A 25292-nucleotide genomic window follows, 5' to 3' on the forward strand; every position below is an offset into this window, starting at 1 on the left:
TATTTAAATGCTAGAAAAATTAAATAGTGGAAAAATAAAACATTTATTCTTATCAACGAAAATAAAAATCAATGTTTTGGATTTGTTATATGCTAGTATAATTTCTTTATCTATATTGTTAATATGTACTTTTTCTGATAAAAATTTCTTTTTCTATGACGATGCTCAGCATAATTATTTACCTTATTTGCAATCAGCTGGTAAAATTTGGTTAAAAGGCGAAATACCTTTTATGATAAAAAATACATTTATTAGTCAAAATCAAGTTGTTGATATAGATAAAGCTATTTTTTTACCTCAGAATATATTCTTGTCAATTTTGGCAGCTAAAATAACTTCCTTTACAGTTGTTGCAAATATTTTTGCGTTCATTAATATGTTCATAATGAGTTTTTTTGCTTTAAAAATAGCAAATGCTTTTTCATTAAGTAAAAAAATAGGAATTATTATAGCTTTTTTATTTTGTATGAATCCTGTATTTTTATATTTTTATTTACCTTCTTGGTGGAATGTTCCAGCAGGACAGGCATGGTTTGTTGGAGCATTAGCGAGTATTTTATTATTAAGAAAAAATTTTAATTTAAGATATTTGATTTTAAATATTTTTACTGTTCTTTCATTATTAGGGGCAGCATGGCCTCAATCAATAATGGCTTATTTTGTAGTAGCGACGTTTTTTGTTTTTGAATTGTTAAAAAATAAAGAATACAAAAAAATGTATATATTTTTTTCAATTTCTTTTGGGATAATTTTGATTGGATTGAATGTTTATTCAGAATATATTTTATCATTAAATTTATTAAATAGAGATTCTAGATTTGGAAACTTTGGAAATCTTTTTACGCCATCATTTAATCATATTTTTATGACATTTAATCCAGTTTATTATAATTTTTTAAGTAGATTTCAGGGATATTTAATTACATATATTCCAATAGGATATTCTTCTATATATATATTATTTTTAATATGTTTCAAAAAAAATTTTTGGAACTTACTTAAAGATAAAAATTTTAAATTTTTAAGTTATTTAGTTTTGTTTTTTGCAATACTAAGTCAATTACCGTCTAATTTTAGTCAGTTAAGATATAATTTTAGATTTTTACCATATTTATCTGAAATTTTAATAATAATTTCTTTATATGGAATAAATAAATTTGAGTTAGAGTTTTCTAAAAAAAGAATTCAAACTTTTATTGGAATATTGATGCTTTCATCATTGTTATCTTTTTTTGCACTTGAAGATAATTTTTGGAAAGTTTTTCGAGTAAATATTATATTTTTAATTTTATCGGTTTCTTATCTTTATAGTTTTATAAAGAATAAGAAAATGGATTTTTTATCTTCAATAGTGTATACAATATTTATGTTGTTACTTATGCTTTTTGTTCAAAAATCTGTAGATGGAGTTTTACCTTTTCCAAATATAAAAAAAGAAATTAATAGAGAAAATTATTTTAGCAAAACGGGTTATCTATTATCATTAACAAATGGAAGAGAGGGAGTAAAAGAAAATATAGAAGATTTGTATTCAGCACAGTTTTTATTATATAATATTAAAGCAATTAATGGATATTCAGCTATAGGAAGTAGAAAGCTTGAAAAATCAATGGATACATATTGGTCACAACATTTTTTCAATGAAGAAAAAACAGTAGATAAAATGTCAAATAGATTTAATGGAGTTTGTTATTTTGATTTATTTAATATAGATTCTATTGTTATATATAAGGAAAAATTAACAGAAGATATGAGAAATAAAATTCAAAGTTGTGGTTACAGTCCTAGAGAAGTAAAAGCAAAAGATGTTTTATTTTTTAATAAACCTGTTAGAAATATAGGAAATATTTCATATGTTTCTGATGGAATAAAAATAAACAAAATGTTAGAAGATAGAAATAACATAGAAAAATATTCAATAACTTCCACTAAGAGTGGAATAATAATATTAAGTAAGCCTTATTGGAGAGGTTATAGAGCATATGTAAATAATAAAAAAGTAAATATTTCTGAAGAAGGAGGATTATTGAAGCTCGATAATATACCTCAAAATTTAAATAATGCAAACTTAGAGATAAAATATTTTCCAGTAAGTTGGAAAATAACTTTATGGCTAGGATTGATAGGAATTATTGAAATATTTTTGGTATTAAGATATTTAAAAAAATGGAGGATAGGAATTAATTGAAAGGTCAAATAAAAGAAATATTTAGGTATGGTGTTGTTGGAATAATTACAACCGCTGTAAATTTACTTTTGTTAAAAATATTAATAGAATTGGGAATGTATTATATCTTAGCAAATACAATTTCTTATACAGTTGGAGTTATTTTGAGTTATTTTCTGAATCAACAATATGTATTTTTAGATTCATCAAAAAATGGTAAAAAAGCAAAAGAACAATTTTTAAAGTTTTTTATATTGAGAATAGTTTCTTTATTGATTGATAATTTCCTATTCTATTTTTTGGTAACAATATTAGGGTTTCAAATTTATTGGACAAGATTAGTTTTAACATTTGTAATGATTTTAGGAACTTTTATATTTAACAAATGGTTTATATTTAAGCGATAATAAAAAATAAACATTAATTGAGGAGGAAAACAATGAAAATGTCAATAGTTGTACCTTGTTATAATGAAGAAAAAAATATACCATTGATTCTTGAGAAATTTAAAAAAATTATAAAAACAGAAGAAATCGAAATAATATTAGTAAACAATGGTTCTACAGACAATTCAGCTGAAGTCTTAAAAGAATTACTGCCGAATTACGAATTTGCTAGAAGTGTTGATGTTGCTGTAAATCAAGGATATGGTTATGGAATTGTACAAGGATTAAAAGAAGCAAAAGGAGAATTTATAGGTTGGTTGCATGCTGATTTACAGACAGATCCTAATGATGCTTTAAAAGCTTATAAAATATTAAAAGAAAATAATTGGAATAAAAATATTTATATTAAAGGAAGGAGAAAAAAGAGAAAGCTAGGAGATAAATTTTTTTCCACAGGTATGTCTATATTTGAAACTTTTTATTTAGGGAAAATATTGACAGAAATAAATGCACAGCCAAACATTTTTCATAGAAGTTTTTTTAAAGAATGGAAAAACCCGCCAAAAGATTTTTCATTGGATTTATATGCATTATATATGGCAAAAAAATTAAAGTTAAAGGTTAGAAGAATAAATGTTATTTTTCCTAAAAGACTTCATGGAAAATCAAGTTGGAATACAGGATTAAAATCGAAAATAAAATTATCAAAAAGAACATTGGAATTTAGTAAAAATTTAAAGAAACGAAATATAAAATAAAAAAGAGGTAAAATAAAAATGATAATATTAGCTCATAGAGGATATTGGAAAAAATTATCTGAAAGAAATACAGAAGAAGCTTTAAAAAAAGCATTTGCAAAAGGTTATGGAATCGAATCAGATATTCGTGATTACGATGGGAAATTAGTTATATCCCATGATCCAGCAAACAAAAATTGCATGCCTGCAGAAGAACTTTTTAAAGAACTTGCAAAATACAATAATAAACTTTGTTTTGCTATAAATATAAAAGCGGATGGATTAGGAGAAGAATTATCAAAACTTTTGAAGAAAAATAATATAACAAATTATTTCTGTTTTGATATGTCTGTACCTCAAATGATATATTATTGTGAGAATAATTTTAATGTCTTTGCTAGACAAAGTGAATATGAGTCTGAGCCTTTATCATTATATAAAGAATCTCAGGGTGTCTGGATAGATGCTTTTTATGATGACAGCTGGATAACAGAAGAATTAATTTCAAAACATATGAAAAATGGTAAAAAAATATGTTTAGTTTCACCAGAGTTACACTCTTTTCCATATTTAGAATTTTGGAAAAAGTTAAAAAGTTTTGATATAGACTATTCTAAAATTATATTATGTACAGATGTGCCTGATGAAGCAAACGAATTTTTTAATAAGGAGTTGATTGGATAATGATAAAAGCTATTATTTTTGATATGGATGGAGTACTTATAGAAGCAAAAGATTGGCATTATGAAGCTTTAAATAAGGCTTTATCTCTTTTCGGATATGAAATAAGCAGATATGATCATTTAGTTACTTACGATGGCTTACCAACATCAAAGAAACTTGAAATGTTAAGTATGGAAAGAGGATTGCCAAGAAAATTACATAAATTTATAAATGAATTAAAACAGCAATATACCGTAGATAAAATTTTTACAGATTGCTTTCCTATGTTTCATCATGAATATGCTTTGGCAAAATTAAAGAGTGAAGGATATAAATTAGCTGTTGGATCTAATTCTATAAGAAATACAATAGATTTGATGATGCAAAAAAGCAATTTAAAAGAATATTTGGATTTCTTTTTAAGCAATCAAGATGTTAAGAAAGGAAAACCAGATCCTGAAATTTACAATAAAGCAATAGAAAGATTAGGATTAAATCCAAAAGAATGCATGATTGTAGAAGATAATTTTAATGGAATTGCTGCGGCAAAAGCATCAGGAGCTCATGTGATGGAAGTAGAAACAGTTTATGATGTAAATTATGAAAATATAAAAGCACACATAAAAAAAGCGGAAGAGGGGGTAATATAAATGAAAATAATAGTTCCTATGGGTGGAGATAACGAAAGTATTACAACACAATATATGCGTTCATTATATGAAATAGAAAAGAAAACAGTATTACAACATGTCTATGAACATTTATCAAAAATAGATAATGCTGAATTTATATTTATTGTAAAAAGAGAAGATGTTTCAAAATATCATGTGGATGATATGTTAAAATTACTAGTACCTAATGTTAAAGTGATTATAGCTGAAGGAGAAACAAAAGGAGCAATTTGTACTTGTTTATTAGCTATTGATGGAATTAATGATGAAGAACCATTAATTGTTGTTGGTGTTGACCAAGTGTTAAACATTAACTTGAATGAAGTTGTAAATAATTTTATTAAAAATGATTACGATGCTGGAACAATTATTTTTGAAGATATTCACCCAAAATGGTCTTATGTAAAATTAGATGAAAATGGATTTGTTATACAGGCTGCAGAAAAAAGACCAATAAGTAAAAATGCAACTACAGGATTTTATTATTATAGAAAAGCAAAAGATTTTCTTGATTCAGCGACATTGATGATAAAAAAAGGAGCAAGTGTAAATGGGGTTTATTACGTTGCACCTTCCTTGAATGAAATGGTTTTAAAACAGAAAAAAATAGGTACTTATAGAGTTGATAAGTCAAATTACTTTAATTTGAAAAAACAAAGCGGAAGAGAAGAGTATGAAAATTACTTAAAAGGAGTAAAATAATGAAAGTGTCACACATTAGTAAAATGAAAGGTGGATGGTTTGTAGGAAATTTTGAACCAACACTTTATAAAACAAATGATGCTGAAGTAGCAGTAAAAGAGTATAAAGCGGGAGATTATGGAGTAAGACATTATCATAAAATAGCAACAGAATTAACTGTTATAGTCAGAGGTACTGTTAAAATGAATGATATTGAGTATAATGAAGGGAGTATTATAATTATGGAACCTGAAGAAAAAACAGACTTTTTAGCAGTGACAGATACAATAACTGTTGTTGTAAAACTTCCAGGTGCAAATAATGATAAATATATTGATAAAGGAGAGTAAAAGAATGTTAAATATAGTAGTTCCTATGGCAGGAAGAGGAAGCAGATTTGCAAATGCAGGATATAAATTACCAAAACCATTAATAATGGTTCATGATAAACCAATGATACAATATGTCACAAATAATATAAGACCCAAAAAAGAACATAGATTTATATATCTTTGTTTACAGGAACATATCGAAAAATATGATTTAATAAACAAATTGGAAGAAATTTCACCAAATTGTATTATCGTTCCTGTTGACGGAGTAACAGAAGGAGCGGCTTGTACTGTTTTATTGGCAGAAAAATATATAAATAATGATGACGAGATGATGATAGCAAATTCGGATCAATATGTAGATATTGATATAAATGATTATATCAAAGCTCAAGAGGGATATGATGGGCTTATCATGACAATGAAAGCTGATGATCCAAAATGGTCGTTTATAAAATACGATGAAAATAATTTGGTAACAGATGTTCAAGAAAAAGTGGTAATATCTGATGAGGCTACAGTTGGAATATATAATTTTGCTAAAGGATCAGATTTTGTGAAATATGCAAAACAAATGATAGAAAAGGAAATCCGTGTAAATGGTGAGTATTATGTAGCTCCAGTATACAATGAAATGATAAAAGATGGGAAAAAAATAACATTTTATAATATTGGAAGTGAAAATAATGGAATGTACGGTTTAGGGATACCAGCAGATTTAAATAAATTTTTAAAAAATCCTATTTCAAAGAAAGAATTTTAAAATAATGAAAAAATTAATAATACAATTTTTTAAATTTTTATTGATTTCAGGAACGGGATGGTTAATAGATACAACAATATATACAATATTAACTGTTATACTTAAATATAATGTGATTTTTTCAAATATATTAAGTTCTATTCCTGCGATAACTTTTGTATTTTTTGTGTCTACAAGAAAAATATTTTTAACAAAAAGACAGCAAGAAGTCGTAGGCTTTCTATAAGTGGGAGATGAATTGCTTTTTTTGTAAAAAAATTGAAAAAAGGATACACTTATGATACAATTTTTGTGTAAAATATTGAAGAGAAGTCATTAAAAATAATATTCAAAATCAAAAGGAGGTGTAATTTTATGAAATATAATTTAGCATTCAAATACAGAATTTATCCAAATAAGGAGCAGGAATTATTGATAAACAAGACTTTTGGATGTGTTCGTTTTGTTTACAATACGATTTTGTATACTGCGAATAAATTTTATGAAGAAACTGGAAAAAATAAAATAATTACACCTGCCAGTTTGAAAAGTGAAAATCAGTTTTTAAAAGAAGTAGATAGTCTGGCACTTTCAAATGCTCAATTGAATGTAAAACGATCGTTTACGAATTTTTTTCAGAAGAGAGCGAAATTTCCGAGGTTCAAATCTAAAAAGAATAATATTAAAAGTTACACGACAAATTGTGTGAACAATTCGATACGAATTGAGGAAAATAAATATTTGATTTTGCCAAAATTGAAAAGAGTAAAATTAAAATATCATAGAGAAATACCAGAGGATTACAGAATAAAGTCGGTAACACTAACAAACAGTAATGGAAATTACTATGTTTCTGTTTTGACGGAATTTGAAAAAGAAATTCAAAAAATGCCAAATAGTGATAAAGTAATAGGACTTGATTTTTCAATGTCTGAATTATTTGTCAGTTCTGAAAACCAAAGGGCTGATTATCCAAGATATTTTAGGATATTGGAGAAAAAATTGAAAGAATTACAAAAATCATTGTCAAGAAAAGTGAAATTTTCTAAAAATTGGTATAAACAAAAAATGAAAATATCAAAATTACATGAGTATATCAAGAATTGTCGAAGAGATTTTTTGCATAAATTATCGAAAAAATTGTCTGAAACATATAATGCTGTGGTTGTCGAGGATTTGAATATGAGAGGAATAAGCCAGGCATTAAATTTTGGAAAAAGTATAGGAGATAATGGATGGGGAATATTTTTGAAGATGCTTGAGTATAAACTGATGTTTTTAGGGAAACAATTTTTGAAGATAGATAAATGGTTTCCGTCATCGAAAACTTGTAGTAGATGTGGAAATGTTAAAGAGGAACTGAAATTATCAGAAAGAAGTTATAAATGTGAGTGCTGTGGAATTGAAATTGATAGAGATTACAATGCGGCATTGAATATAAAAAACATTGGAAAAGCGATGTTAGAATATTAGGAAATAAAAAAACAGGGCAGGAACTGCCCGAAGAGCTTGGTAAATATATTTGGCTAGCAAAAGCAGATACTTCCCAAGAAGCTCCCGCTTCTAAAAGCGGGAGTAGTTCACCACATATAGGAAAATTCAGTTTAAAACAGAAATACCTAATATATATTTTATATCAGATAATTTTGATAGTAACAGTTTCGATAATTGGACAAATGTTGTATAATATTTCAGAACCTCTTTTAAATAATAAAGGTTTATTAAAGATAATAATAAAATTAACAATAACTCCAATTACGATGATAACTAATTTTTTTGTTATGAAGTTTTTGGCAGAAAAATTATAAATAAATTTTTGATTTATAGAGAAAACTATAAAAATAAATTGTAACTTTAATATAAAAATTCCTTACTAATCAATAATATTTTGATTTGTGTAGGGATTTTTTTTAAGAAATATACGAAATATCTATAAAAAAATTTTTTTTCAAATAATAATATCATTAAATGAAAAAAGGGGAAAAAAGAAAGGACAATTTTATGAAAAACATATTAGTAATCGGAGGAGCAGGATATATAGGTTCCCATACAGTAAATCTATTAAAAAAAAGTGGGTATAATCCAATAATTTATGATAATTTATCAAAAGGCTATAAAGATGTAGCTGAAATATTAAATGTAAAATTTATAAAAGGTGATTTGGGAGATAGAAAAAAATTAAAAGAAGTGTTTGACACTGAAGATATTACGGCAGTTATGCACTTTGCAGCGTTTATTGAAGTTGGAGAATCAGTTCAAGAACCAGCTAAATATTATGAAAATAATGTTGTTAAAGTAACAAAATTATTAGATCAAATGGTAGAATCAGGAGTTAAGAATTTTATTTTTAGTTCTACAGCAGCAACTTTTGGAGAACCTGTTAAAGAAAAAATAGATGAAACTCATCAACAATTACCAATTAATCCGTATGGTAAGAGTAAATTAATGGTAGAAAAAATACTTGAAGATTATGATGCTGCATATGGCTTGAAAAGTGTTGTTTTGAGATATTTTAATGCGAGTGGAAGTGATAAAGATGGAATAATTGGGGAAAGTCATATTCCAGAAACACATCTAATTCCATTAATTTTACAGGCAGCGAGTGGGAAAAGAGAGAGCATAAAAATATTTGGAGATGATTATCCTACAAAAGATGGTACTTGTATAAGAGATTTTGTTCATGTATATGATTTGGCAAAAGCACATATTTTGGGTATGGAAAAAATGTTGAAGGAGAATAAAAGTTTAAACTATAATCTTGGAAGTGGAGAAGGTTTTTCTGTTAAAGAAGTTATTGAAAAAGTAAAAGAAGTAACTGGAAAAGATTTTAAAGTGGAAACTGTGGAAAAAAGAGCAGGAGATCCAGCAATATTAGTTGCTAATAGTGAAAAGGCTAAGAAAGAATTAGGATGGGAGCCAGAATACTTATTAGGAGAGATTATTAATTCAGCTTGGAAATGGGAAAATAGTCGCAAATATTAAAAAATATGGTATACTTAAAATAAGAAAATATATTATATTTAGGAGAAAAAATTATGGAAGAGAAAAAAATAAGAAAAGCAGTAATACCTGCTGCTGGATTAGGAACAAGAGTATTGCCAGCAACAAAAGCACAGCCTAAAGAGATGTTAGTAGTGGTAGATAAACCAGCATTACAATATTTAGTTGAAGAATTAGTAGATTCAGGAATTGAAGAAATACTTATTGTAACAGGAAGAAATAAAACTTCAATAGAAAATCATTTCGATTATTCTTTTGAGCTGGAAAAGACACTTGAAGAAAAAGGGAAAAAAGATTTATTAAAAGTGATAAATGATATTTCAAAATTAGCGAATATTTATTATGTAAGGCAAAAAAAACCGCTAGGTTTAGGACATGCAATTGGCTGTGCTGAAGCGTTTGTAGGAAATGAGCCTTTTGTCGTAGTTTTAGGAGATGATATTGTTTATACTGACAAAGCAAAAGGAGAATTACCTGCAATAAAACAATTAATAGATAAATATTCTGAGTTAAAAGGTGGAAATATTTTAGGTGTACAAAAAGTTCCTGAAAAAGATGTAAATAAATATGGAATAATAAAGCCTTTGAAAAAGATAGATGAAAGAACAGTGGAAGTAGAAAATTTTGTTGAAAAACCTAATTTAGATGAGGCACCAAGTAGATTAGCGGCACTTGGAAGATATGTTTTAGAACCAGAAATATTTGGATATTTAAAAAATACTAAACCTGGAAAAGGTGGGGAAATACAGGTAACAGATGCAATTTTAAGTATGAAAAATGATGGTGGGAAGTTATTTGCATATGATTACAAGGGATTAAGATATGATACAGGGAATAAATTTGGAATGTTTGTTGCAAATATTGAATTTGGATTAAGACATCCCGAATTAAAAGATAAGGCAAAAGAATATTTGAAAAAATTAATGGAACGTGAATGAAATATGAAAGTTAGAGGAACAATATGAAAATACTACTAACAGGCTCAAACGGCCAACTGGGACACGATTTCAAAAAATTATTCGATAGAAAAAATATTGAATACATCGCAACTGATTCTAAAGAATTGGACATCACAAATGATGAGAAATTAAAGATATTTTTTCAAGAAAATGGAGAAGTTACTCATGTAATAAATTGTGCGGCGTATAATGATGTGGATAAGGCAGAAAATAATGAGAAAGTTTGGCTATTAAATGCTAAAGCTCCTAAAAAGTTAGCTGAAATTTCTAAAGAAATAGGAGCAATCTTTGTAACTTATTCGACGGATTTTGTGTTTGATGGAAACAAAAGTTCTCCGTATTTGGAAGAAGAAGAAACGAATGGATTGTCAGAGTATGGAAAATCAAAGGCTAAAGGTGAAAAAGAAGTTTTTAAAATATATGATAAATCTTTTGTAATACGAACTTCATGGGTATTTGGAATAGCAAATAACAATTTTAATAAGCAAGTTATAAATTGGAGTAAATCAAGAAATGAATTGAATATTGTGGATGATCAAGTTTCTACTCCTACGTATTCAGTAGATTTGGCCGAGTTTTCCTGGAAACTAATTCAAACTGAAAAATTTGGTTTATATCACATTACAAATGATGGAATCGCAAGTAAATACGATCAAGCAAAGTATGTTTTGAAAAAAATTGGTTGGAATGGAACGTTAGTGAGAGCTAAGACGGCTGATTTCAATCTTCCTGCAAAACGACCGGCTTATTCAAAATTGGATTCTAGTAAAGTAGAAAAATTGTTAGGAGAGAAAATTCCTGCTTGGCAGTCAGGAATTGATAGGTTTTTGGAAGAGATGAAAGAAAATGGGGAGTTGTAAAAATTTATATTAAGCTGAGTTTTTCAGCTTTTTTTATTGAAATTTTTTAAAGAGTAAAACTAGAATTTTTATTTTATCGAAATTTAAAAAAACTATTCAAAAATTCAAAAAAATAGTTTATAATTAAATAAATAATTTAGAACGGAGAAAAATAAATGAAAAAAGCAAATATGTTAATTTTGTTAGGATTTTTGAGTTTAAGTGTCATTGGAAGTGCAAAGCCCCAGCAGACTTTTGAAGAAAAAAATTATTTGGTTGAAATGACACAAGAAAAATCAGAGTTGACTAGTGAAAATAATTCTAGCAGTATAGAAGAAAATAGAAAAGAAGAGCAAAATCTTTTGGGAAAAAGAAGAAAAAAAGAGAATGAAAATACATCATCAAACGAAAAATCTAGAAAAAAATCACTTTGGAGCAAAATAGTGGATAGAAAAAAAAGTGATAAAAATGAAAATTGGAAACTAGTTTGGAATGATGAATTCGACTCAAATAGCTTGGATACATCTAAATGGAGTTACTGGGGAGATAACAACATTCCATGGAATGCAGGAAATTATTTGGATGAAAACGGTAATTTGGTGGATCAGTCTGGATTTAAAGTTAAACATTATTATTTGAAGGACAATGTTAAAGTGCAAGATGGAAATTTAATCATTGAAGTGAAAAAAGAAAATAATAAAACTGTGAATATTGATGGAAAACAGAGAAAAATATTATATAGTTCTGGAGCGGTTCACACTAAAGGTAAATTTTCCGTACAAGAGGGAAAAATCGAAATGAGAGCAGCAATGCCTAAAGGTGTGGGGACTTGGCCTGCTTTTTGGATGTGGCCTGAATGGTATAGTCAAGGAACAAATAAATTGGCAGATGGAGAAATTGATATTTTTGAGATTTATGGTTCTGATTTGTCGAGGGTAACTGGAACAGCGCATGTTTTAAAGACAACAGAAAATAGATACGAAATGTTTGATAAAAATGATGAAAAAATTAAAAAAAATGAAGATTTGACGCAATTTAACACTTATGCTGTCGAATGGGATTCTAAAGAGATAAAGTGGCTATTTAATGGAAGAGTTTATAAAAAGAGAACTATGAAGGAAATGGAGAAAAAAGCAGGAAGAAATCCTTATAATCAGCCATATTTTATTATGATAAATGTAGCGCTTGAAAATCAGACTGGAAGCGATGGAGATGTGGATTTTCCGACAGAGATGAAAGTTGATTATGTGAGAGTCTATAAAAAAGATAAATAAAAGGAGTTTTGATGATGGAAGCTAAAAAATTTAAGGAAAATGATGTAAAAATATTTGCTGGTTCTTCGGCAAAAAAATTGGCGCAAAAAATAGCGGATTATGTGGGACTGCCGCTTTCAAAAAATAAGATTCAAAAATTTTCAGATGGGGAAATATTTACAAAATCGCTTGAGAGTGTGAGAGGGAGTAAAGTTTTTGTTGTGCAGTCGACTGCAGGAAAAGTGAATGAAAATTTGATGGAACTTCTGATTTTTATAGATGTGCTAAAAAGGGCATCTGCTAAAGAAATTATAGCGATTATTCCGTATTTTGGATATGCAAGACAAGATAGGACGATAAATCCACATGATCCAATCACTGCAAAATTAATTTCAAATTTGTTGGTTGCCGCTGGAGCAACAAGAATTGTGACGATGGAACTACATACAAGACAAGTACAGGGATTTTTTGACATTCCAGTGGATCATATGGAACCGCTTCCGATTTTGGCAAAATATTTTGAAAAAAAAGGATTTTCTCAAAGTGAAGATGTCGTTGTTGTGGCGCCTGACATAGGTTCGCTAAAAAGGGCAAGAGGTTTTGCCAAATGGCTTGAAGTGCCACTTGCGATTGTGGAAAAGAGAAAAAATGGAGATGGAGAATTTGAAGTTGAAAATTTAATTGGAGATGTATGCGGTAAAAAGGTCATTTTGATTGACGATATGATTAATACAGGAAAAACAGTTTGTAATGCAGCAGATGCGTTAATTAAAAATGGCGCAACAGAAGTGTATTGCTGTGCGACTCATGCGGTATTTTCAGATTATGCGGTAAAAAGACTAAAGGAATCTGTAATTAAAGAAGTTGTCGTAACAGACACAATTGAGTTAAGAGAAGATGAATATTTTGAAAAACTTACTGTTTTATCAACTGCTAAGATTTTTGGAGAAGCGGTAAAAAGAATAGTTATTTACAAAGAGATGAGTAATTTATTTGTGAAATAAGGAGGAAAAATAGACAAAATGAGCCATTATTTTTCTGAAGTGCAAGATGTGAAATCAGTAAAAAAAATAATAAATTATGAAATTAAAAACGAAAAGTTTGAGTTTTTGACTGACAATGGAGTTTTTTCAAAGATAAAAGTTGATTTTGGGACTGATGTGATGTTGCGGACTTTTTTGAATGAAAATAAAAAATTGGAAAATATTCGAATTTTGGATATTGGCTGCGGATATGGCGTTGTTTCAGTTGTTTTAAAAAGATTTTTTAGAAAAGCAAGAATTTTATCGACGGACGTCAATGAGAGAGCGCTAGAATTGACACGGGAAAATATACAAAAAAATAATAGGACAGATGATTTTGAAGTTAGAAAATCTTTTGTGTTTGACAATATTTCTGAAAATTTCGATATGATTCTGTCCAATCCCCCGATTAGAGCAGGAAAGCAAGTGATTTTTGAAATTTATGAAAAAAGTTTTTTTCATTTGAACAAAAATGGGAAATTTTACTGCGTGATTCAAACTAAACACGGAGCTAAAAGTACGAAAAAAAAATTGGAAGAACTTTTTGGAAATTGTACCACGCTTGTAATTGAAGCTGGATATAGAATTTTTAGATGTGTTAAAAATAGTTAAATAATTAGTTGAAAAAAGGAGTACGATTTTGTACTCCTAATTTTTTTAGTATTTAAAAATTACGTTTGAGCTTTTTGGTCTTGAAATTTCTTTTTTAGCTTTTACATAGTCAATAAAAATAGGGACGTCGCTTAAATATGTATTTGTTCCACCACGAGTTTTTATGATTTCACCAAGAGTTTTGTAACCGTCTTTTCCACTTGCAATGTATGAATTTGTTGCCATTACATAAGTTTTGTTTGAGTCAATTGGAACCCATTCGTTTGATTTTCTGTCAAGCACTTCGATTTTTTTGACTCTTGTTCCAAGTTTTCCCGCTTTTGTAGCTTCATATCTGATTCCTGCACCATAAGGGAATGATCCAGTTGAACCACCTGTAAGTGAATAATCTATCGCATCTTCAAGCACCTGTTTTACTTCTGAACCTTTGATTTCAAGCGTATAAATTGTATTTGTGGCAAAAGGCAGCAAAGTGTATGCAAGGTCATAGTTAAATTCTCCTGGTTCCAGAGTAATTCTTATATTTCCGGCATTTCCAATGACAAAGTCGATATTTCTAGTTCCAATAGTTTTTAATTTATCTAAAACTGATTCCATGACAAGAGTTGTTGCAAGAGAACCTTCTGGATTTTTTGCGTCTGGAATACGGTTTTCAGAACCACCTGGAATTTTATCTAAAATTTTTCCAACTGATTTTTTACCCATTTCATTTTTTTCTTTTTTGTAACCTTCTAATAATTTTTCAGCTTGAGGTTCATTTTTTACAAATTTAATATTTTTATTTTCATTTACAAATTTAATAACTTTATCTTTTTCTGCTCCAGTCAATTGAATTTTTTTATCGTCTTTATCCTTCACTTCAAAAAAATTATCTCCAATTAATAATTGTGGATTTGCTACGACATTTGTAACAACTCCTTTTTGGTTAAAGTCTAATTTCAATTGACCAAGTAAATAAGCATAACACCAAGCTTCTACTACATAAGTTGGCTCACCGTTACTGTGCTCAATTTTTTTTGGATAATCAGGATCTGCCACTTTTAGTCCAAATTGTTCAAATTGAGAACCCAATAAATAGTGTGTATCTCCCGATACGATTAAATCAATTCCTTCAACTTTTTTTGCAATTTCAAGATTTCTTTCGTATCCTGCATGGGAAAGCAGGATTATTTTGTTAATTCCTTTATCTTGAACTTCTTTTACATATTTTTTCGCTGTTTCCACTTCGTCGTAAAATTTTATATCGTCTCCGGGGCTTGAAGATTCTTTAGTTTTTTTCACAACTTCGATTCCGATAATTGCAACTTTTTCGCCATTTATATTTTTAATGATGTAAGGTTTCCATTTATTTTCTAAGATACTTCCTTTATCAGGTACGACATTTGCTGAAACAACTGGAACTTTTAGAACATCTAAAAATCCTTTTAATCCTTTATTTCCAGCATCAAATTCGTGATTTCCCAATGTGAATGCGTCAAATTTGATTTCGTTCATTATATTTGCATCCGCTTTTCCTTCGAATAATGTGAAATAAAGAGTTCCTGTTTGTGCGTCTCCTGCATGTAGAACAAGTGTATTTTTGTTTTCTTTTCTGAATTCATCAATCGCTTGAGCCATTCTGGCCATTCCGCCGATATTTACTGTAACAGTTTGGTCTCCTAATTTTAATGGCATTTTTTCTTCTTCCAGATGCGAGTGATGGTCGTTGATGTGGGCAACATTTAACTCAAAATTTGAGCTAGTGCTTTTTTTATTTTTAGTCGTTTTTGCCATTGCGACATTTTGTGTAGCTGCAAATATTGTGATTGTTAGCGCTAATAAAAACAATTTTTTCATAGAAAATTCCTCCAATATTTTTTTATATTTAAATTATAGTATAATTTTATAAAAAAATCACGAAAAATTTTGGATTTTTATAAAAATTTTCTTTTATATTTTGGCTTTATTCCATTCATAGTAGCTTTGATTTAAGCTATATGCGCAAAAACCGTTGTTAGTCAATATTTTTGCAGCAATATTGGCATAGGCGCAGTTTCTTCCACGGCAGTAGACGATTATTTTTTTATCTTTTGGCAAATCTTCCAAGTTTTCTTCTAAAATTTTCATTGGGATATTTATCGCATTTTCAATGTGCTGTGAATTAAATTCATCTTCTGGTCGCAAGTCAATTATTACAACATTTTCTTCTTCAACCATTTTTTGCGCTTCTTCAACAGTTAAAATTTTTGTTTTGCAACATTTTTCGTAAAATTCGTCGTGAATTTTTTGTACATCAGAAAGCTGCGTTTCACCGACATTTATAAGAAGATAAACCAAATCGATAATTTTTTCATTGGCAATTTTATAGACGACGAAATTTTTCTTTTTTTCACAAGAAACCAAATTTCCATCTTTCAATATTTGCAAGTGGCGAGAAGTGTTTGCAATTGTCATCCCAGTTTCACGAGCAATTTTTTCCACAGTTTTTTTCCCTTGCGAGAGCAAATCCAAAATTTCAATCCGCTTGTCACTTGACAGACATTTCCCAATTTTTGACAGTCCGCTGTAAAGGCTGTTTTTGTATTTTTCACATAATTTATCCATAATTAACCTCTTTTTTATAAAATTTTTTATTAAATATATTTTTATTTTTAAATAAAATTGTTGACAAAGTTTTTTAAATATGATATTATTCAATTAGTTAATTGAATAGTTGAATTTCTAAAGTCAGTATATCATAATTTTTGGAAAAAATAAACTATAAAATTTAAGAAAATAAAACAATAATAAAAGAAAGAGGCGATGTTTTATGGCAATAACTTTAAATAAAGATAATTTTGAAGCAACAATTTCAAGTGGAGTGGCGTTGGTAGATTTTTGGGCAAGCTGGTGCAGACCTTGTAAAATGCAGCTTCCTATAGTTGAAGAGTTGTCAAATGAATTGGGAGAAAAAGCAAAAGTTGGAAAAGTAAATGTTGACGAACAATTGGAGTTAGCACAACAATTTGGAATCCAAAGTATTCCTACATTGATTTTATTTAAAGATGGAAAACCATTGGAAGTTATGGTGGGACCTCAATCGAAAGAAACTTTGTATGAAAAAATAAATGGAGCATTATAGAAAAAATCAAAATTAGAATTTAATTTAAAAAAAATTGGAAGAAAAATTATGAATTTGAGAAATTATCTTTATTTGTAATTTTTCTTTTTTTAGAAAAGGAGAGAAAAATGTTATACGATTCAGTAATTATAGGTTCTGGACCAGCTGGACTTACAGCTGCAATCTATTTGGGACGGGCAGGATTGAAAAATATTATAATAAATGGAATGGAACCAGGTGGACAGCTTACAACTACGACTGAAGTGGAAAATTTTCCAGGATTTCCTGAAGGAATTGACGGTTCACAATTGGTGGAAAATATAAAATCCCAAGCAAAAAAATTTGGAGCGGAATTTTTACAAGCGCAAGTAAAAGAGATCGAGTACAACGAAAGACCTTTTAAAATTCACTTGGACAACAAAAATATTATTGAAGCAAAAACAGTAATTGTGTCAACTGGTGCAAGTGCAAGATATTTGGGAATTGAAAATGAAAAGGAAAATATTGGAAGAGGAGTAAGCGCTTGTGCGACTTGTGACGGATTTTTTTACCGTGGAAAAGAAGTCGTTGTAATTGGCGGAGGAGATACTGCGATGGAAGAAGCAACTTTTCTTACAAGATTTGCGACAAAAGTGACAATTGTTCACAGAAGAGATGAATTAAGAGCATCGGCAATTATGCAAAAAAGAGCCAAAGACAATGAAAAAATCGCATGGAAATTGAATTACACTCCTAAAAAAGTTTTGTCTGATGGAAAAGTTACAGGAATTGAATTGATAAATAATAAAACTGGTAAGACAGAAGTTTTAAAAACAGACGGAATCTTTGTGGCAATTGGAAGAAATCCGAATACAAAATTTTTAGGAAATGCTGTTGAATTGGATAAAAGTGGATATATTTTGACAAAAGGGAAATCTTCCAAGACAAATATTCCTGGAATCTTTGCCGCAGGAGATGTGTGTGACGCTAGATACCAACAAGCGATAGTTGCTTCGGGAAATGGAGCAATTGCTGCTCTTGATGCAGAAGAATATTTAGTAGAACACAGTTTATAATTTTGAGGTTAAAGTTAAAAATGGAAGAAATACTAAATTATGAAAAATTAAGAGAAATTATTGCTGATAAAAAATTATTCCTGCTTTATATTTCAAGTCCAAATTGCAGTGTTTGCAAAGCGGACTTTCCAAAAATTAAAGAAATTGCGGAAAGAGAAAATATAAAAAGTTATAAAATTGATGTGACAAAAGTAAAAAAGGCTGTAGGTCAACTATCGCTTTTTTCTGTTCCCGCTGTTCTCCTTTTTTATGAAAAAAAAGAAATTCATAGACAAGCAAGAATTATAGATTTTGAAGAATTGAAATTTAGAATTGAACAAATTAAATTAATAAAACTTTAAGATTACCTAAAAATTTAATTTAAAAAATTGACATTTAGTTGAATTTGGTATATTATATTTACTATAATTAAAAACTAAGTTAGGAGATGTAAAAATGAGTACAGAAATTACAGAAACAAATTTAGAAACAAATTCAACTTGGAAAACAAAATTGAAAGCGATGGGGCCTGGTATCCTTATGGCATCAGCAGCTGTAGGAGGTTCACACATCGTATCATCGGCACAAGCGGGAGCAATTTACGGATGGCAATTACTTCTTGTCGTTATTTTAGTAAACTTGTTTAAGTATCCATTCTTTAGATTTGGTGTTCAATATACACTGAATACAGAAAAAAGCTTGGTTGAAGGATATAGCAACAGAGGAAAAGCTTATCTTTGGATATTTTTCATACTAAATGTATTTTCAGCAATGGTAAATACAGCAGCAGTAGGTATTCTTACAGGAGCAATTATGATGAATATCATTCCAAAAAGTTGGGGAATTTCAGTTGGGCAAATAACAATAATATTAATAATTTTAATTTGGGCAATGATAATTCTTGGAGGATATAGCGTTCTAGATGGAATTTCAAAATTTGTTATGATTACTTTAACATTAGCAACAACAGTCGCAGTAATCATCGCTGCTATTAAAGGTGGCCGTCATATTCCAGCAAATTTTGTAGCACCTTCACCATGGAATCTTGCAGCACTTCCATTTATTATATCATTAATGGGTTGGATGCCTGCACCAATAGAAATTTCAGCAATAAATTCAATGTGGCTGGAAGAAAAGAAACGTACATCAGAAGTTTCATATGAAGATGGATTATTTGATTTTAATGTTGGGTATATTGGGACAGCTATTCTTGCAGTTATCTTTTTAGCACTTGGAGCATTAATCCAATACGGTTCACTAGAAAAAGTAAAACCAGCAAGTGCCGCTTATATCGCACAACTTATAAAAATGTATATGTCTGAAATTGGTTCATGGTCAAGATTGCTTATTGCATTTATTGCATTTATGTGTCTTTTCGGAACAACAATTACAGTTATTGACGGATATTCTCGTGCAAACGATGAAGCATTGCGTATTCTTTTAGGAAAAGAAAAATCTTCGCAAAAAGCTCTTAATATCTGGTTTACAGTAACTTCAATAATCGGTATTTTAATCGTGCTTTTGTTCTCAGGGAATGTTGCTAAAATGATGCGTTTTGCAATGATCGCTTCATTTATCTCAACACCAGTTTTCGCATGGTTGAACTTGCAACTTGTTAAAACGGGAAAGCACAAAGTTTCAGGAGCATTATACTGGCTTTCTGTTGTAGGATTAATTTACCTTTCAGGATTTGCAATTTTCTTCTTAATTGCTTATTTTGGAAAACTTGTATAAAATTTTTAAAAAGTAAAATAATAAAAAAATGGTCAATTAAGTTAAATTTTTGACCATTTTTGTTATTTCATATTTTATTTAAATTTTTAAAGTCCAATTATTTCCCAGTTATCATGACTTTTTCCATCAATTACACCATTTTTAACTTTTTTAATATAATCTATCATCATATTTTGAATAGTTCCGCTTTCTGATCCAATCTCATCTTTAGATGACCACAGCATTTTTATATCTTCTTCTTCAAATATGCCATCTTTTTTTATTAATTGCTCAAATCTGTAAAAGTTCATCCCAACTTTTATTTTCATCTCGGGAGTAATTTTTTTTCCATTTTCAAGCGTCAAATTTATAATTTTTTGGCCTTTCGGATTTCTTAAGTCAATTTTGTATTTTACTCCGCCAAAAATATCGAAAGTAACATATTTTAAATTTGCTCTTTCTTCGTTGTAACGATAGTTTTTATCGCCTTTTTTTATTGTGTCAAAGTAGTCGGCTGACCATTCCATATATTTTTTTAATTGTGCTCCAGTCATTTCAAAGACAGTTACATCTCCTCCAGTATATCTGTAGTTATAAACAATGTCTTTTCTCTTTATTTCGCCTTTATTAAGTTTTAGATTTTCATAGTCGTAAGAAAATGAAACAACTTCGGCTTTACTATAATATTTTTCCACATCGGTAATAAACGACGACATACCAGTATCTTTTAGAAATGAAATTGAGACTCCATAAATTTTTCCTTGTGGCACCATATCATTTAGCACAACTCCGATTTTTTCGTCAGCAATCTTACGAAGTCTGTCGTGATAGGGTTTATAGATTTTTTCTACTACTTTGTCGGCTTCTTCTTTTGCAACAGAAACCGTTTTTGAGTCTTTATCCAAAAGTTCCACTTTTTTTCCATTTATATTAAATTTCAAATCAATTTCAGAAACAACTGTTCCATATCTGTGCGGTTCTGTGATAAGAACGCCGTTTATAATATTTTTAGATACATTTTGGTGCATATGCCCAGCTAAGATGACATCTATTTCAGGCACAGCATTTGCAAGGTCTCTCACGCCAGTTTCGGCTATGCTGTTTTCGTTGTCAATTCCCATATGAGCAACGACAACTATCGCATTTGCACCTCGTTTTTTCAAATCTTTGATTTGTTCTTTCGTTTCGGAAATTGCAGGCACAAAGTGAAAATCCTTCAAAAACCCCGTATCTTCTTCAAATTTTTGTGACATAGGCGTTGAGAGTCCAATAATTCCTATTTTTACGCCATCTTCTTCAATAATTGTCGTAGCGTCCAAATATCTTTTTTTATCTTTGGATAAATTGAAGTTATTTTTGTTTTTGTCGTTATAAAATAAATTTGCAAGTAATTTTTTTGCTTTCATATCTTTCAAAATATTTGTCAAAATTGGCATTCCAAAGTTAAACTCGTGATTTCCTGGCACAAAGATGTCACATTTCATATAATTTAATATTTGCGGAATCGGATGTCTTTTGTCATTTGCAAAATATTCAATCCAGTTGTCCTGAATGGCATCTCCAACTTCCATGAGAAGAACATTTTTATTATTTTTTCTCAATTTTTTAACATAAGTGGAAATTTGCGCATAAGAACCCGAATTGTCTTCTTCGTCAGCGGCGTAGTTCCAAGGCAAAACTCTTCCGTGAACATCACTCATTCCGATTATTTTAATATTCACTTTTCTTGTAAATCTTTTTTTTATAATTTTCTCTTCCTTCTTCCAAACTAAATTCTCTTTCATATTTTTCCTGATTAATTTTATCTTTAATCTCAAACACCTTTTCCAATTCAATCCCGTATTCATTAGCGATGGCAATTGTGTAATAAAACACATCAAAAACTTCCTCTTCGATAGTTCCTTTGATATTTTTCCCATTAAATCTCGTGTTTTTTCTAATATTTTCAGCAAGTTCCCCAAATTCTTCAATCAATTTTAAGACAATTCTCTGAATATTGTCCTTCTTTTCTCTTTCATTTCGCAAGTCTTCTTTTTCTTCCAGAGTCCCCTGTTCAATATGTTTAATTAAATATTGAACTTCCTTTAAAGTCATCATAATTTTTCACCCATTTCTTTACCATCATTTTAAAAAAATTATACAATTTTTTAGAAATATAGTCAAATCAATTTAATAAAATTTGGCAAGAAATCTCTTATTTTTACAAATAAAATTGTTATACAAAAACTTTGTTAAAATTTTAACTTATTTTTTTTATTTCAAAATTATTTTGTTAGTTAAACTATATCTTAACTTGTTTTTCTAAAATTTTTTTATTGAAAAAAATATCAATATATGATAAACTAAGAATTAGTATAAGTAAATTTGAAGTACAAAAAAATTTACTGGACAATTTTTTTAAAATTTGATACAATAAAAAGGATCCGAGGTGATTTTCAATGGCAAAACAGGATGTTCTTGAGCTAGAAGGTGAAATAATCGAGGCGTTGCCAAATGCGATGTTTCAAGTGAGGCTTGAAAATGGACACGAAGTTTTAGGACATATCTCAGGAAAAATGAGAATGAACTATATAAAAATTTTACCAGGGGATAAAGTTACGGTTGAAGTTTCTCCGTATGATTTATCGAGGGGTAGAATTGTATATAGAAAAAAATAAAATCTGGAAGGAGGGTTTTTAGTGAAAGTAAAAGCTTCAGTAAAACCTATGTGTGACAAATGTAAAGTTATTAAGCGTCACGGAAAAGTAAGAGTAATATGCGAAAACCCTAAACACAAACAAATACAAGGATAATTAATATTTTTTAAAATATTTAGGGCGAAAAAAGTTAAAAACAAACTGATTAAAAATTTTTATTATAAGACTTTTAAAGATATTTAAAATAAAAATTGTAAAAGTATGTTTAGCTGTAGAGCTTATTCCTTATAGCATTTGTGAGGGCATATTGAAGAAGATTAAAAATATCAAAAACGAGGAGGAAACAATTTGGCTAGAATAGCGGGAGTAGATATTCCAAGAAATAAAAGAGTAGAAATTTCATTAACTTACATTTTTGGAATTGGAAAAAGCACTTCAAACAAAATTTTAGAAAAAGCAGGTGTTGACAAAGACACCAGAGTTAAAGATTTAACAGAAGAACAAGTAGCAAAAATCAGAAACTTTGTGGAAGAATATAAAGTTGAAGGTGAATTGAGAAAAGAAATCAGACTTAATATAAAAAGATTACTTGATATAAAAAGTTACAGAGGATTAAGACATAGAAACGGTTTACCTGTAAGAGGACAAAAAACTAAAACGAATGCAAGAACAAGAAAAGGGCCAGTAAAAATGGCAATCGCTAAGAAAAAATAATAAATTATTAAGTTAAGGAGGAAACTATAAGTGGCTAAAAAACCAGCAGTTTCAAAAAAGAAAAAATTAAAAAACATTCCTAATGGGATAGCATATATACACTCTACTTTCAATAATACTGTTGTAACAATTACAGATGCAGAAGGAAAAGTAGTAATCTGGAAATCAGGAGGGACTTCAGGGTTCAAAGGAACTAAAAAGGGAACTCCATTCGCAGCTCAAATAGCAGCTGAACAAGCAGCACAAGTTGCAATTGAAAATGGAATGAAACAAATCGAAATTAAAATAAAAGGACCAGGATCTGGAAGAGAAGCTTCTATAAGATCAATTCAAGCAACTGGATTAGAAGTAACAAGAATAGTTGATATAACTCCAGTGCCTCATAATGGTGCAAGACCACCTAAAAAGAGAAGACCGTAATTTTAAAAACTAAGGAGGAAATAGATAAATGGCAAGAAATAGACAGCCGGTTTTGAAAAAATGTAGAAATCTTGGCTTAGATCCAAGCGTTCTAGGAGTAAATAAAAAGTCAAATAGAAATATTAGACCAAACGCAAATAGAAAATTAACTGAATATGGAATACAATTAAGAGAAAAACAAAGAGCAAGATTTGTTTATGGAGTTCAAGAAAAACAATTTTATAAATTATATGAAGAAGCAACAAGAAAAGAAGGAGTAACAGGGGAATTATTACTTCAATATTTAGAAAGAAGATTAGATAATGTAATTTACAGACTAGGATTTGGTGGGACAAGAAGACAAGCAAGACAAATCGTAAGTCACGGACATATTTTAATTAACGGGAAAAGAGTAGACATCGCTTCTTACAGAGTAAAACAAGGTGATGTTATTACTGTAAAAGAAGATTCAAAAGAATTAGCTATTATCAAAGAATCTGTTGGACAAAAAACAGTTCCAGGATGGTTATCACTTGAAGAAGGTTCATTAACTGCAAGAGTAATGGAGAATCCAGGAAGAGATGCTGTTGACTTCGAAATTGATGAAGCAATGATTATCGAGTATTACTCTAGATAATAATATTTTGTTCGAAGGAGATGAATTAGCTTTGTTAAAAATTGAAAAAATAGCTAAAAATGTTAAATTAACAGAAGAAAAAACAGATAATTACACAGCAAAATATACATTAGAGCCTTTATACAGAGGTTATGGAAATACTATTGGAAATGCACTTAGAAGAATATTATTATCTTCAATACCGGGAACAGCAATAAAAGGAATTAAAATTGATGGGGTTTTAAATGAGTTTTCTACAATAGAAGGTGTAAAGGAAGCAGTTACAGACATTATTTTAAATATAAAAGAAATCGTTGTAGAAGCTGATGAGCCAGGTGAGAAAAAAATGAGTTTGTCTGTAAAGGGGCCTGCTGTAATAACAGCCGCTGATATAAAGATGGAACCTGGCTTAAAAATTATAAATCCAGATCAAATTATAATGACTGTTACAGTTGATAAAGAAATCAATATGGAATTTCTTGTAGATTCTGGAGAAGGATTTGTAATTTCAGATGAAATCAATACAGATGGATGGCCAATTGGATATTTGGCAGTAGATGCAATCTATACGCCTATTAAAAGAGTAAATTATACTGTGGAAGACACAATGGTCGGAAGGGTTACAAATTACGATAAATTAATTTTAGAAGTTGCAACTGACGGAAGTATTGAAATAAAAGATGCACTGTCTTATGCAGTAGAATTATTGACTTGGCACATAGAACCATTTGCAAATATTGGAAACAGTATGAGTAAATATCGTGAAGAGGAAGTGGAAACAGTTGTAGCGAGCAACGAATCTGAATCCAGTGTCGAAGATATGAAAATTGAAGAATTAGACTTTACTGTTCGTTCTTATAATTGCTTGAAAAAAGCTGGAGTCAATACAATTTCTGACTTGACTTCAATGAGCTATAATGAACTGTTAAAAATAAAAAATTTAGGTAAAAAGTCTTTGAATGAAATTATTGATAAAATGAAAGAGCTTGGTTATGACCTAAGCGAACATGTTTCGACTAACGAAGAAAATTAAAAAA

General features: G+C 29.2%; 30 protein-coding genes. 26 read left to right on the forward strand and 4 right to left on the reverse strand.

The features are described from left to right. Positions 1 to 7: 7 nt before the first annotated feature. From BCB68_RS03520 to BCB68_RS03600, 16 genes are all read left to right on the forward strand, one after another. Positions 8 to 2188 carry a hypothetical protein gene (locus BCB68_RS03520; protein ID WP_094079560.1) on the forward strand — a complete coding sequence of 727 codons (2181 nt, stop codon included), beginning with the start codon at positions 8 to 10 and terminating at the stop codon, positions 2186 to 2188. Continuing rightward, positions 2185 to 2574 carry a GtrA family protein gene (locus BCB68_RS03525; protein WP_094079561.1) on the forward strand — a complete coding sequence of 130 codons (390 nt, stop codon included), beginning with the start codon at positions 2185 to 2187 and terminating at the stop codon, positions 2572 to 2574. The genes BCB68_RS03520 and BCB68_RS03525 overlap by 4 nt, the downstream gene beginning before the upstream one ends. A gap of 32 nt (positions 2575 to 2606) precedes the next feature. Continuing rightward, positions 2607 to 3311 (forward strand): glycosyltransferase family 2 protein, encoded by a 705-nt coding sequence (locus BCB68_RS03530; RefSeq protein ID WP_094079562.1) that lies wholly within the window; start codon positions 2607 to 2609, stop codon positions 3309 to 3311. An 18-nt stretch (positions 3312 to 3329) separates the two neighbouring features. After that, entirely contained in the window at positions 3330 to 3974 is a 645-nt protein-coding gene (locus tag BCB68_RS03535; RefSeq protein WP_094079563.1) for a hypothetical protein, read from the forward strand. Then, complete coding sequence (locus BCB68_RS03540) at positions 3974 to 4603, forward strand: HAD family hydrolase (RefSeq protein WP_094079564.1); 630 nt, start codon at positions 3974 to 3976, stop codon at positions 4601 to 4603. The genes BCB68_RS03535 and BCB68_RS03540 overlap by 1 nt, the downstream gene beginning before the upstream one ends. Beyond that, complete coding sequence (locus BCB68_RS03545) at positions 4604 to 5326, forward strand: glycosyltransferase family 2 protein (RefSeq protein ID WP_094079565.1); 723 nt, start codon at positions 4604 to 4606, stop codon at positions 5324 to 5326. Continuing rightward, complete coding sequence (locus tag BCB68_RS03550; protein WP_094079566.1) at positions 5326 to 5655, forward strand: hypothetical protein; 330 nt, start codon at positions 5326 to 5328, stop codon at positions 5653 to 5655. The genes BCB68_RS03545 and BCB68_RS03550 overlap by 1 nt, the downstream gene beginning before the upstream one ends. Before the next feature lie 4 nt (positions 5656 to 5659). Further along, a complete protein-coding gene (locus BCB68_RS03555; protein WP_094079567.1) occupies positions 5660 to 6400 on the forward strand; it encodes a glycosyltransferase family 2 protein in 741 nt (246 codons plus the stop codon). A 4-nt stretch (positions 6401 to 6404) separates the two neighbouring features. Continuing rightward, positions 6405 to 6626, forward strand: a complete 222-nt coding sequence (locus BCB68_RS03560; RefSeq protein ID WP_157697346.1) for a GtrA family protein — start codon at positions 6405 to 6407, stop codon at positions 6624 to 6626. A 128-nt stretch (positions 6627 to 6754) separates the two neighbouring features. Beyond that, positions 6755 to 7852 carry an RNA-guided endonuclease TnpB family protein gene (locus BCB68_RS03565; protein ID WP_094079568.1) on the forward strand — a complete coding sequence of 366 codons (1098 nt, stop codon included), beginning with the start codon at positions 6755 to 6757 and terminating at the stop codon, positions 7850 to 7852. Between the two features lie 528 nt (positions 7853 to 8380). Then, entirely contained in the window at positions 8381 to 9361 is a 981-nt protein-coding gene (galE, locus tag BCB68_RS03575) for a UDP-glucose 4-epimerase GalE (protein WP_094079569.1), read from the forward strand. A 53-nt stretch (positions 9362 to 9414) separates the two neighbouring features. Beyond that, complete coding sequence (gene galU / locus BCB68_RS03580) at positions 9415 to 10317, forward strand: UTP--glucose-1-phosphate uridylyltransferase GalU (RefSeq protein ID WP_094079570.1); 903 nt, start codon at positions 9415 to 9417, stop codon at positions 10315 to 10317. Between the two features lie 23 nt (positions 10318 to 10340). After that, the gene (rfbD, locus tag BCB68_RS03585) at positions 10341 to 11198 is read left to right on the forward strand and encodes a dTDP-4-dehydrorhamnose reductase (RefSeq protein WP_094079571.1); all 858 of its coding nucleotides are present in this window, start codon (positions 10341 to 10343) and stop codon (positions 11196 to 11198) included. Positions 11199 to 11353: 155 nt separating this feature from the next. Further along, a complete protein-coding gene (locus BCB68_RS03590) occupies positions 11354 to 12451 on the forward strand; it encodes a glycoside hydrolase family 16 protein (RefSeq protein ID WP_237048695.1) in 1098 nt (365 codons plus the stop codon). A gap of 11 nt (positions 12452 to 12462) precedes the next feature. Next, on the forward strand, positions 12463 to 13434 hold the full coding sequence (locus tag BCB68_RS03595) for a ribose-phosphate diphosphokinase (protein WP_094079572.1): 972 nt from the start codon (positions 12463 to 12465) through the stop codon (positions 13432 to 13434). Positions 13435 to 13452: 18 nt separating this feature from the next. Then, complete coding sequence (locus tag BCB68_RS03600) at positions 13453 to 14064, forward strand: class I SAM-dependent methyltransferase (RefSeq protein WP_094079573.1); 612 nt, start codon at positions 13453 to 13455, stop codon at positions 14062 to 14064. A 45-nt stretch (positions 14065 to 14109) separates the two neighbouring features. Here the strand turns inward: BCB68_RS03600 and nadN are convergent, their stop codons facing one another. Beyond that, positions 14110 to 15900: an NAD nucleotidase gene (gene nadN, locus BCB68_RS03605; RefSeq protein WP_094079574.1), complete on the reverse strand. Its 1791-nt coding sequence runs from the start codon at positions 15898 to 15900 to the stop codon at positions 14110 to 14112. Between the two features lie 93 nt (positions 15901 to 15993). Beyond that, positions 15994 to 16647 (reverse strand): metalloregulator ArsR/SmtB family transcription factor, encoded by a 654-nt coding sequence (locus tag BCB68_RS03610; RefSeq protein ID WP_094079575.1) that lies wholly within the window; start codon positions 16645 to 16647, stop codon positions 15994 to 15996. 205 nt (positions 16648 to 16852) lie between these two features. Between BCB68_RS03610 and trxA the strand changes: the two genes are divergently transcribed. The 4 genes from trxA (at position 16853) to BCB68_RS03630 (ending at position 19911) form a co-directional block, all read left to right on the forward strand. Next, complete coding sequence (gene trxA, locus BCB68_RS03615; protein ID WP_094079576.1) at positions 16853 to 17164, forward strand: thioredoxin; 312 nt, start codon at positions 16853 to 16855, stop codon at positions 17162 to 17164. A 107-nt stretch (positions 17165 to 17271) separates the two neighbouring features. Next, positions 17272 to 18198 carry a thioredoxin-disulfide reductase gene (gene trxB, locus BCB68_RS03620; protein WP_094079577.1) on the forward strand — a complete coding sequence of 309 codons (927 nt, stop codon included), beginning with the start codon at positions 17272 to 17274 and terminating at the stop codon, positions 18196 to 18198. Positions 18199 to 18218: 20 nt separating this feature from the next. Continuing rightward, complete coding sequence (locus BCB68_RS03625) at positions 18219 to 18539, forward strand: thioredoxin family protein (RefSeq protein WP_094079578.1); 321 nt, start codon at positions 18219 to 18221, stop codon at positions 18537 to 18539. A 94-nt stretch (positions 18540 to 18633) separates the two neighbouring features. Then, positions 18634 to 19911 carry an NRAMP family divalent metal transporter gene (locus BCB68_RS03630; protein ID WP_094079579.1) on the forward strand — a complete coding sequence of 426 codons (1278 nt, stop codon included), beginning with the start codon at positions 18634 to 18636 and terminating at the stop codon, positions 19909 to 19911. Between the two features lie 86 nt (positions 19912 to 19997). Here BCB68_RS03630 and BCB68_RS03635 read toward each other — a convergent pair whose 3' ends face one another. Together BCB68_RS03635 and BCB68_RS03640 are read right to left on the reverse strand one after the other, a co-directional pair. Next, on the reverse strand, positions 19998 to 21674 hold the full coding sequence (locus tag BCB68_RS03635) for a bifunctional metallophosphatase/5'-nucleotidase (RefSeq protein WP_094079580.1): 1677 nt from the start codon (positions 21672 to 21674) through the stop codon (positions 19998 to 20000). Continuing rightward, complete coding sequence (locus BCB68_RS03640; RefSeq protein ID WP_237048696.1) at positions 21601 to 21987, reverse strand: MazG nucleotide pyrophosphohydrolase domain-containing protein; 387 nt, start codon at positions 21985 to 21987, stop codon at positions 21601 to 21603. The genes BCB68_RS03635 and BCB68_RS03640 overlap by 74 nt, the downstream gene beginning before the upstream one ends. A 341-nt stretch (positions 21988 to 22328) precedes the next feature. Between BCB68_RS03640 and infA the strand changes: the two genes are divergently transcribed. The 6 genes from infA (at position 22329) to BCB68_RS03670 (ending at position 25288) form a co-directional block, all read left to right on the forward strand. Next, positions 22329 to 22547, forward strand: a complete 219-nt coding sequence (gene infA / locus BCB68_RS03645) for a translation initiation factor IF-1 (RefSeq protein ID WP_006805851.1) — start codon at positions 22329 to 22331, stop codon at positions 22545 to 22547. A 21-nt stretch (positions 22548 to 22568) separates the two neighbouring features. Beyond that, entirely contained in the window at positions 22569 to 22682 is a 114-nt protein-coding gene (gene rpmJ / locus BCB68_RS03650) for a 50S ribosomal protein L36 (RefSeq protein WP_068155982.1), read from the forward strand. Between the two features lie 192 nt (positions 22683 to 22874). Further along, on the forward strand, positions 22875 to 23240 hold the full coding sequence (rpsM, locus tag BCB68_RS03655; RefSeq protein ID WP_094079581.1) for a 30S ribosomal protein S13: 366 nt from the start codon (positions 22875 to 22877) through the stop codon (positions 23238 to 23240). 30 nt (positions 23241 to 23270) lie between these two features. Then, a complete protein-coding gene (gene rpsK, locus BCB68_RS03660) occupies positions 23271 to 23660 on the forward strand; it encodes a 30S ribosomal protein S11 (RefSeq protein WP_068155985.1) in 390 nt (129 codons plus the stop codon). Between the two features lie 28 nt (positions 23661 to 23688). Further along, entirely contained in the window at positions 23689 to 24276 is a 588-nt protein-coding gene (rpsD, locus tag BCB68_RS03665) for a 30S ribosomal protein S4 (RefSeq protein ID WP_094079582.1), read from the forward strand. Positions 24277 to 24307: 31 nt separating this feature from the next. After that, positions 24308 to 25288 carry a DNA-directed RNA polymerase subunit alpha gene (locus BCB68_RS03670; RefSeq protein WP_094079583.1) on the forward strand — a complete coding sequence of 327 codons (981 nt, stop codon included), beginning with the start codon at positions 24308 to 24310 and terminating at the stop codon, positions 25286 to 25288. Positions 25289 to 25292: the final 4 nt, after the last annotated feature.

The organism is Leptotrichia sp. oral taxon 498 (assembly GCF_002240055.1).
GTDB classification, from domain to species: domain Bacteria; phylum Fusobacteriota; class Fusobacteriia; order Fusobacteriales; family Leptotrichiaceae; genus Leptotrichia; species Leptotrichia rugosa.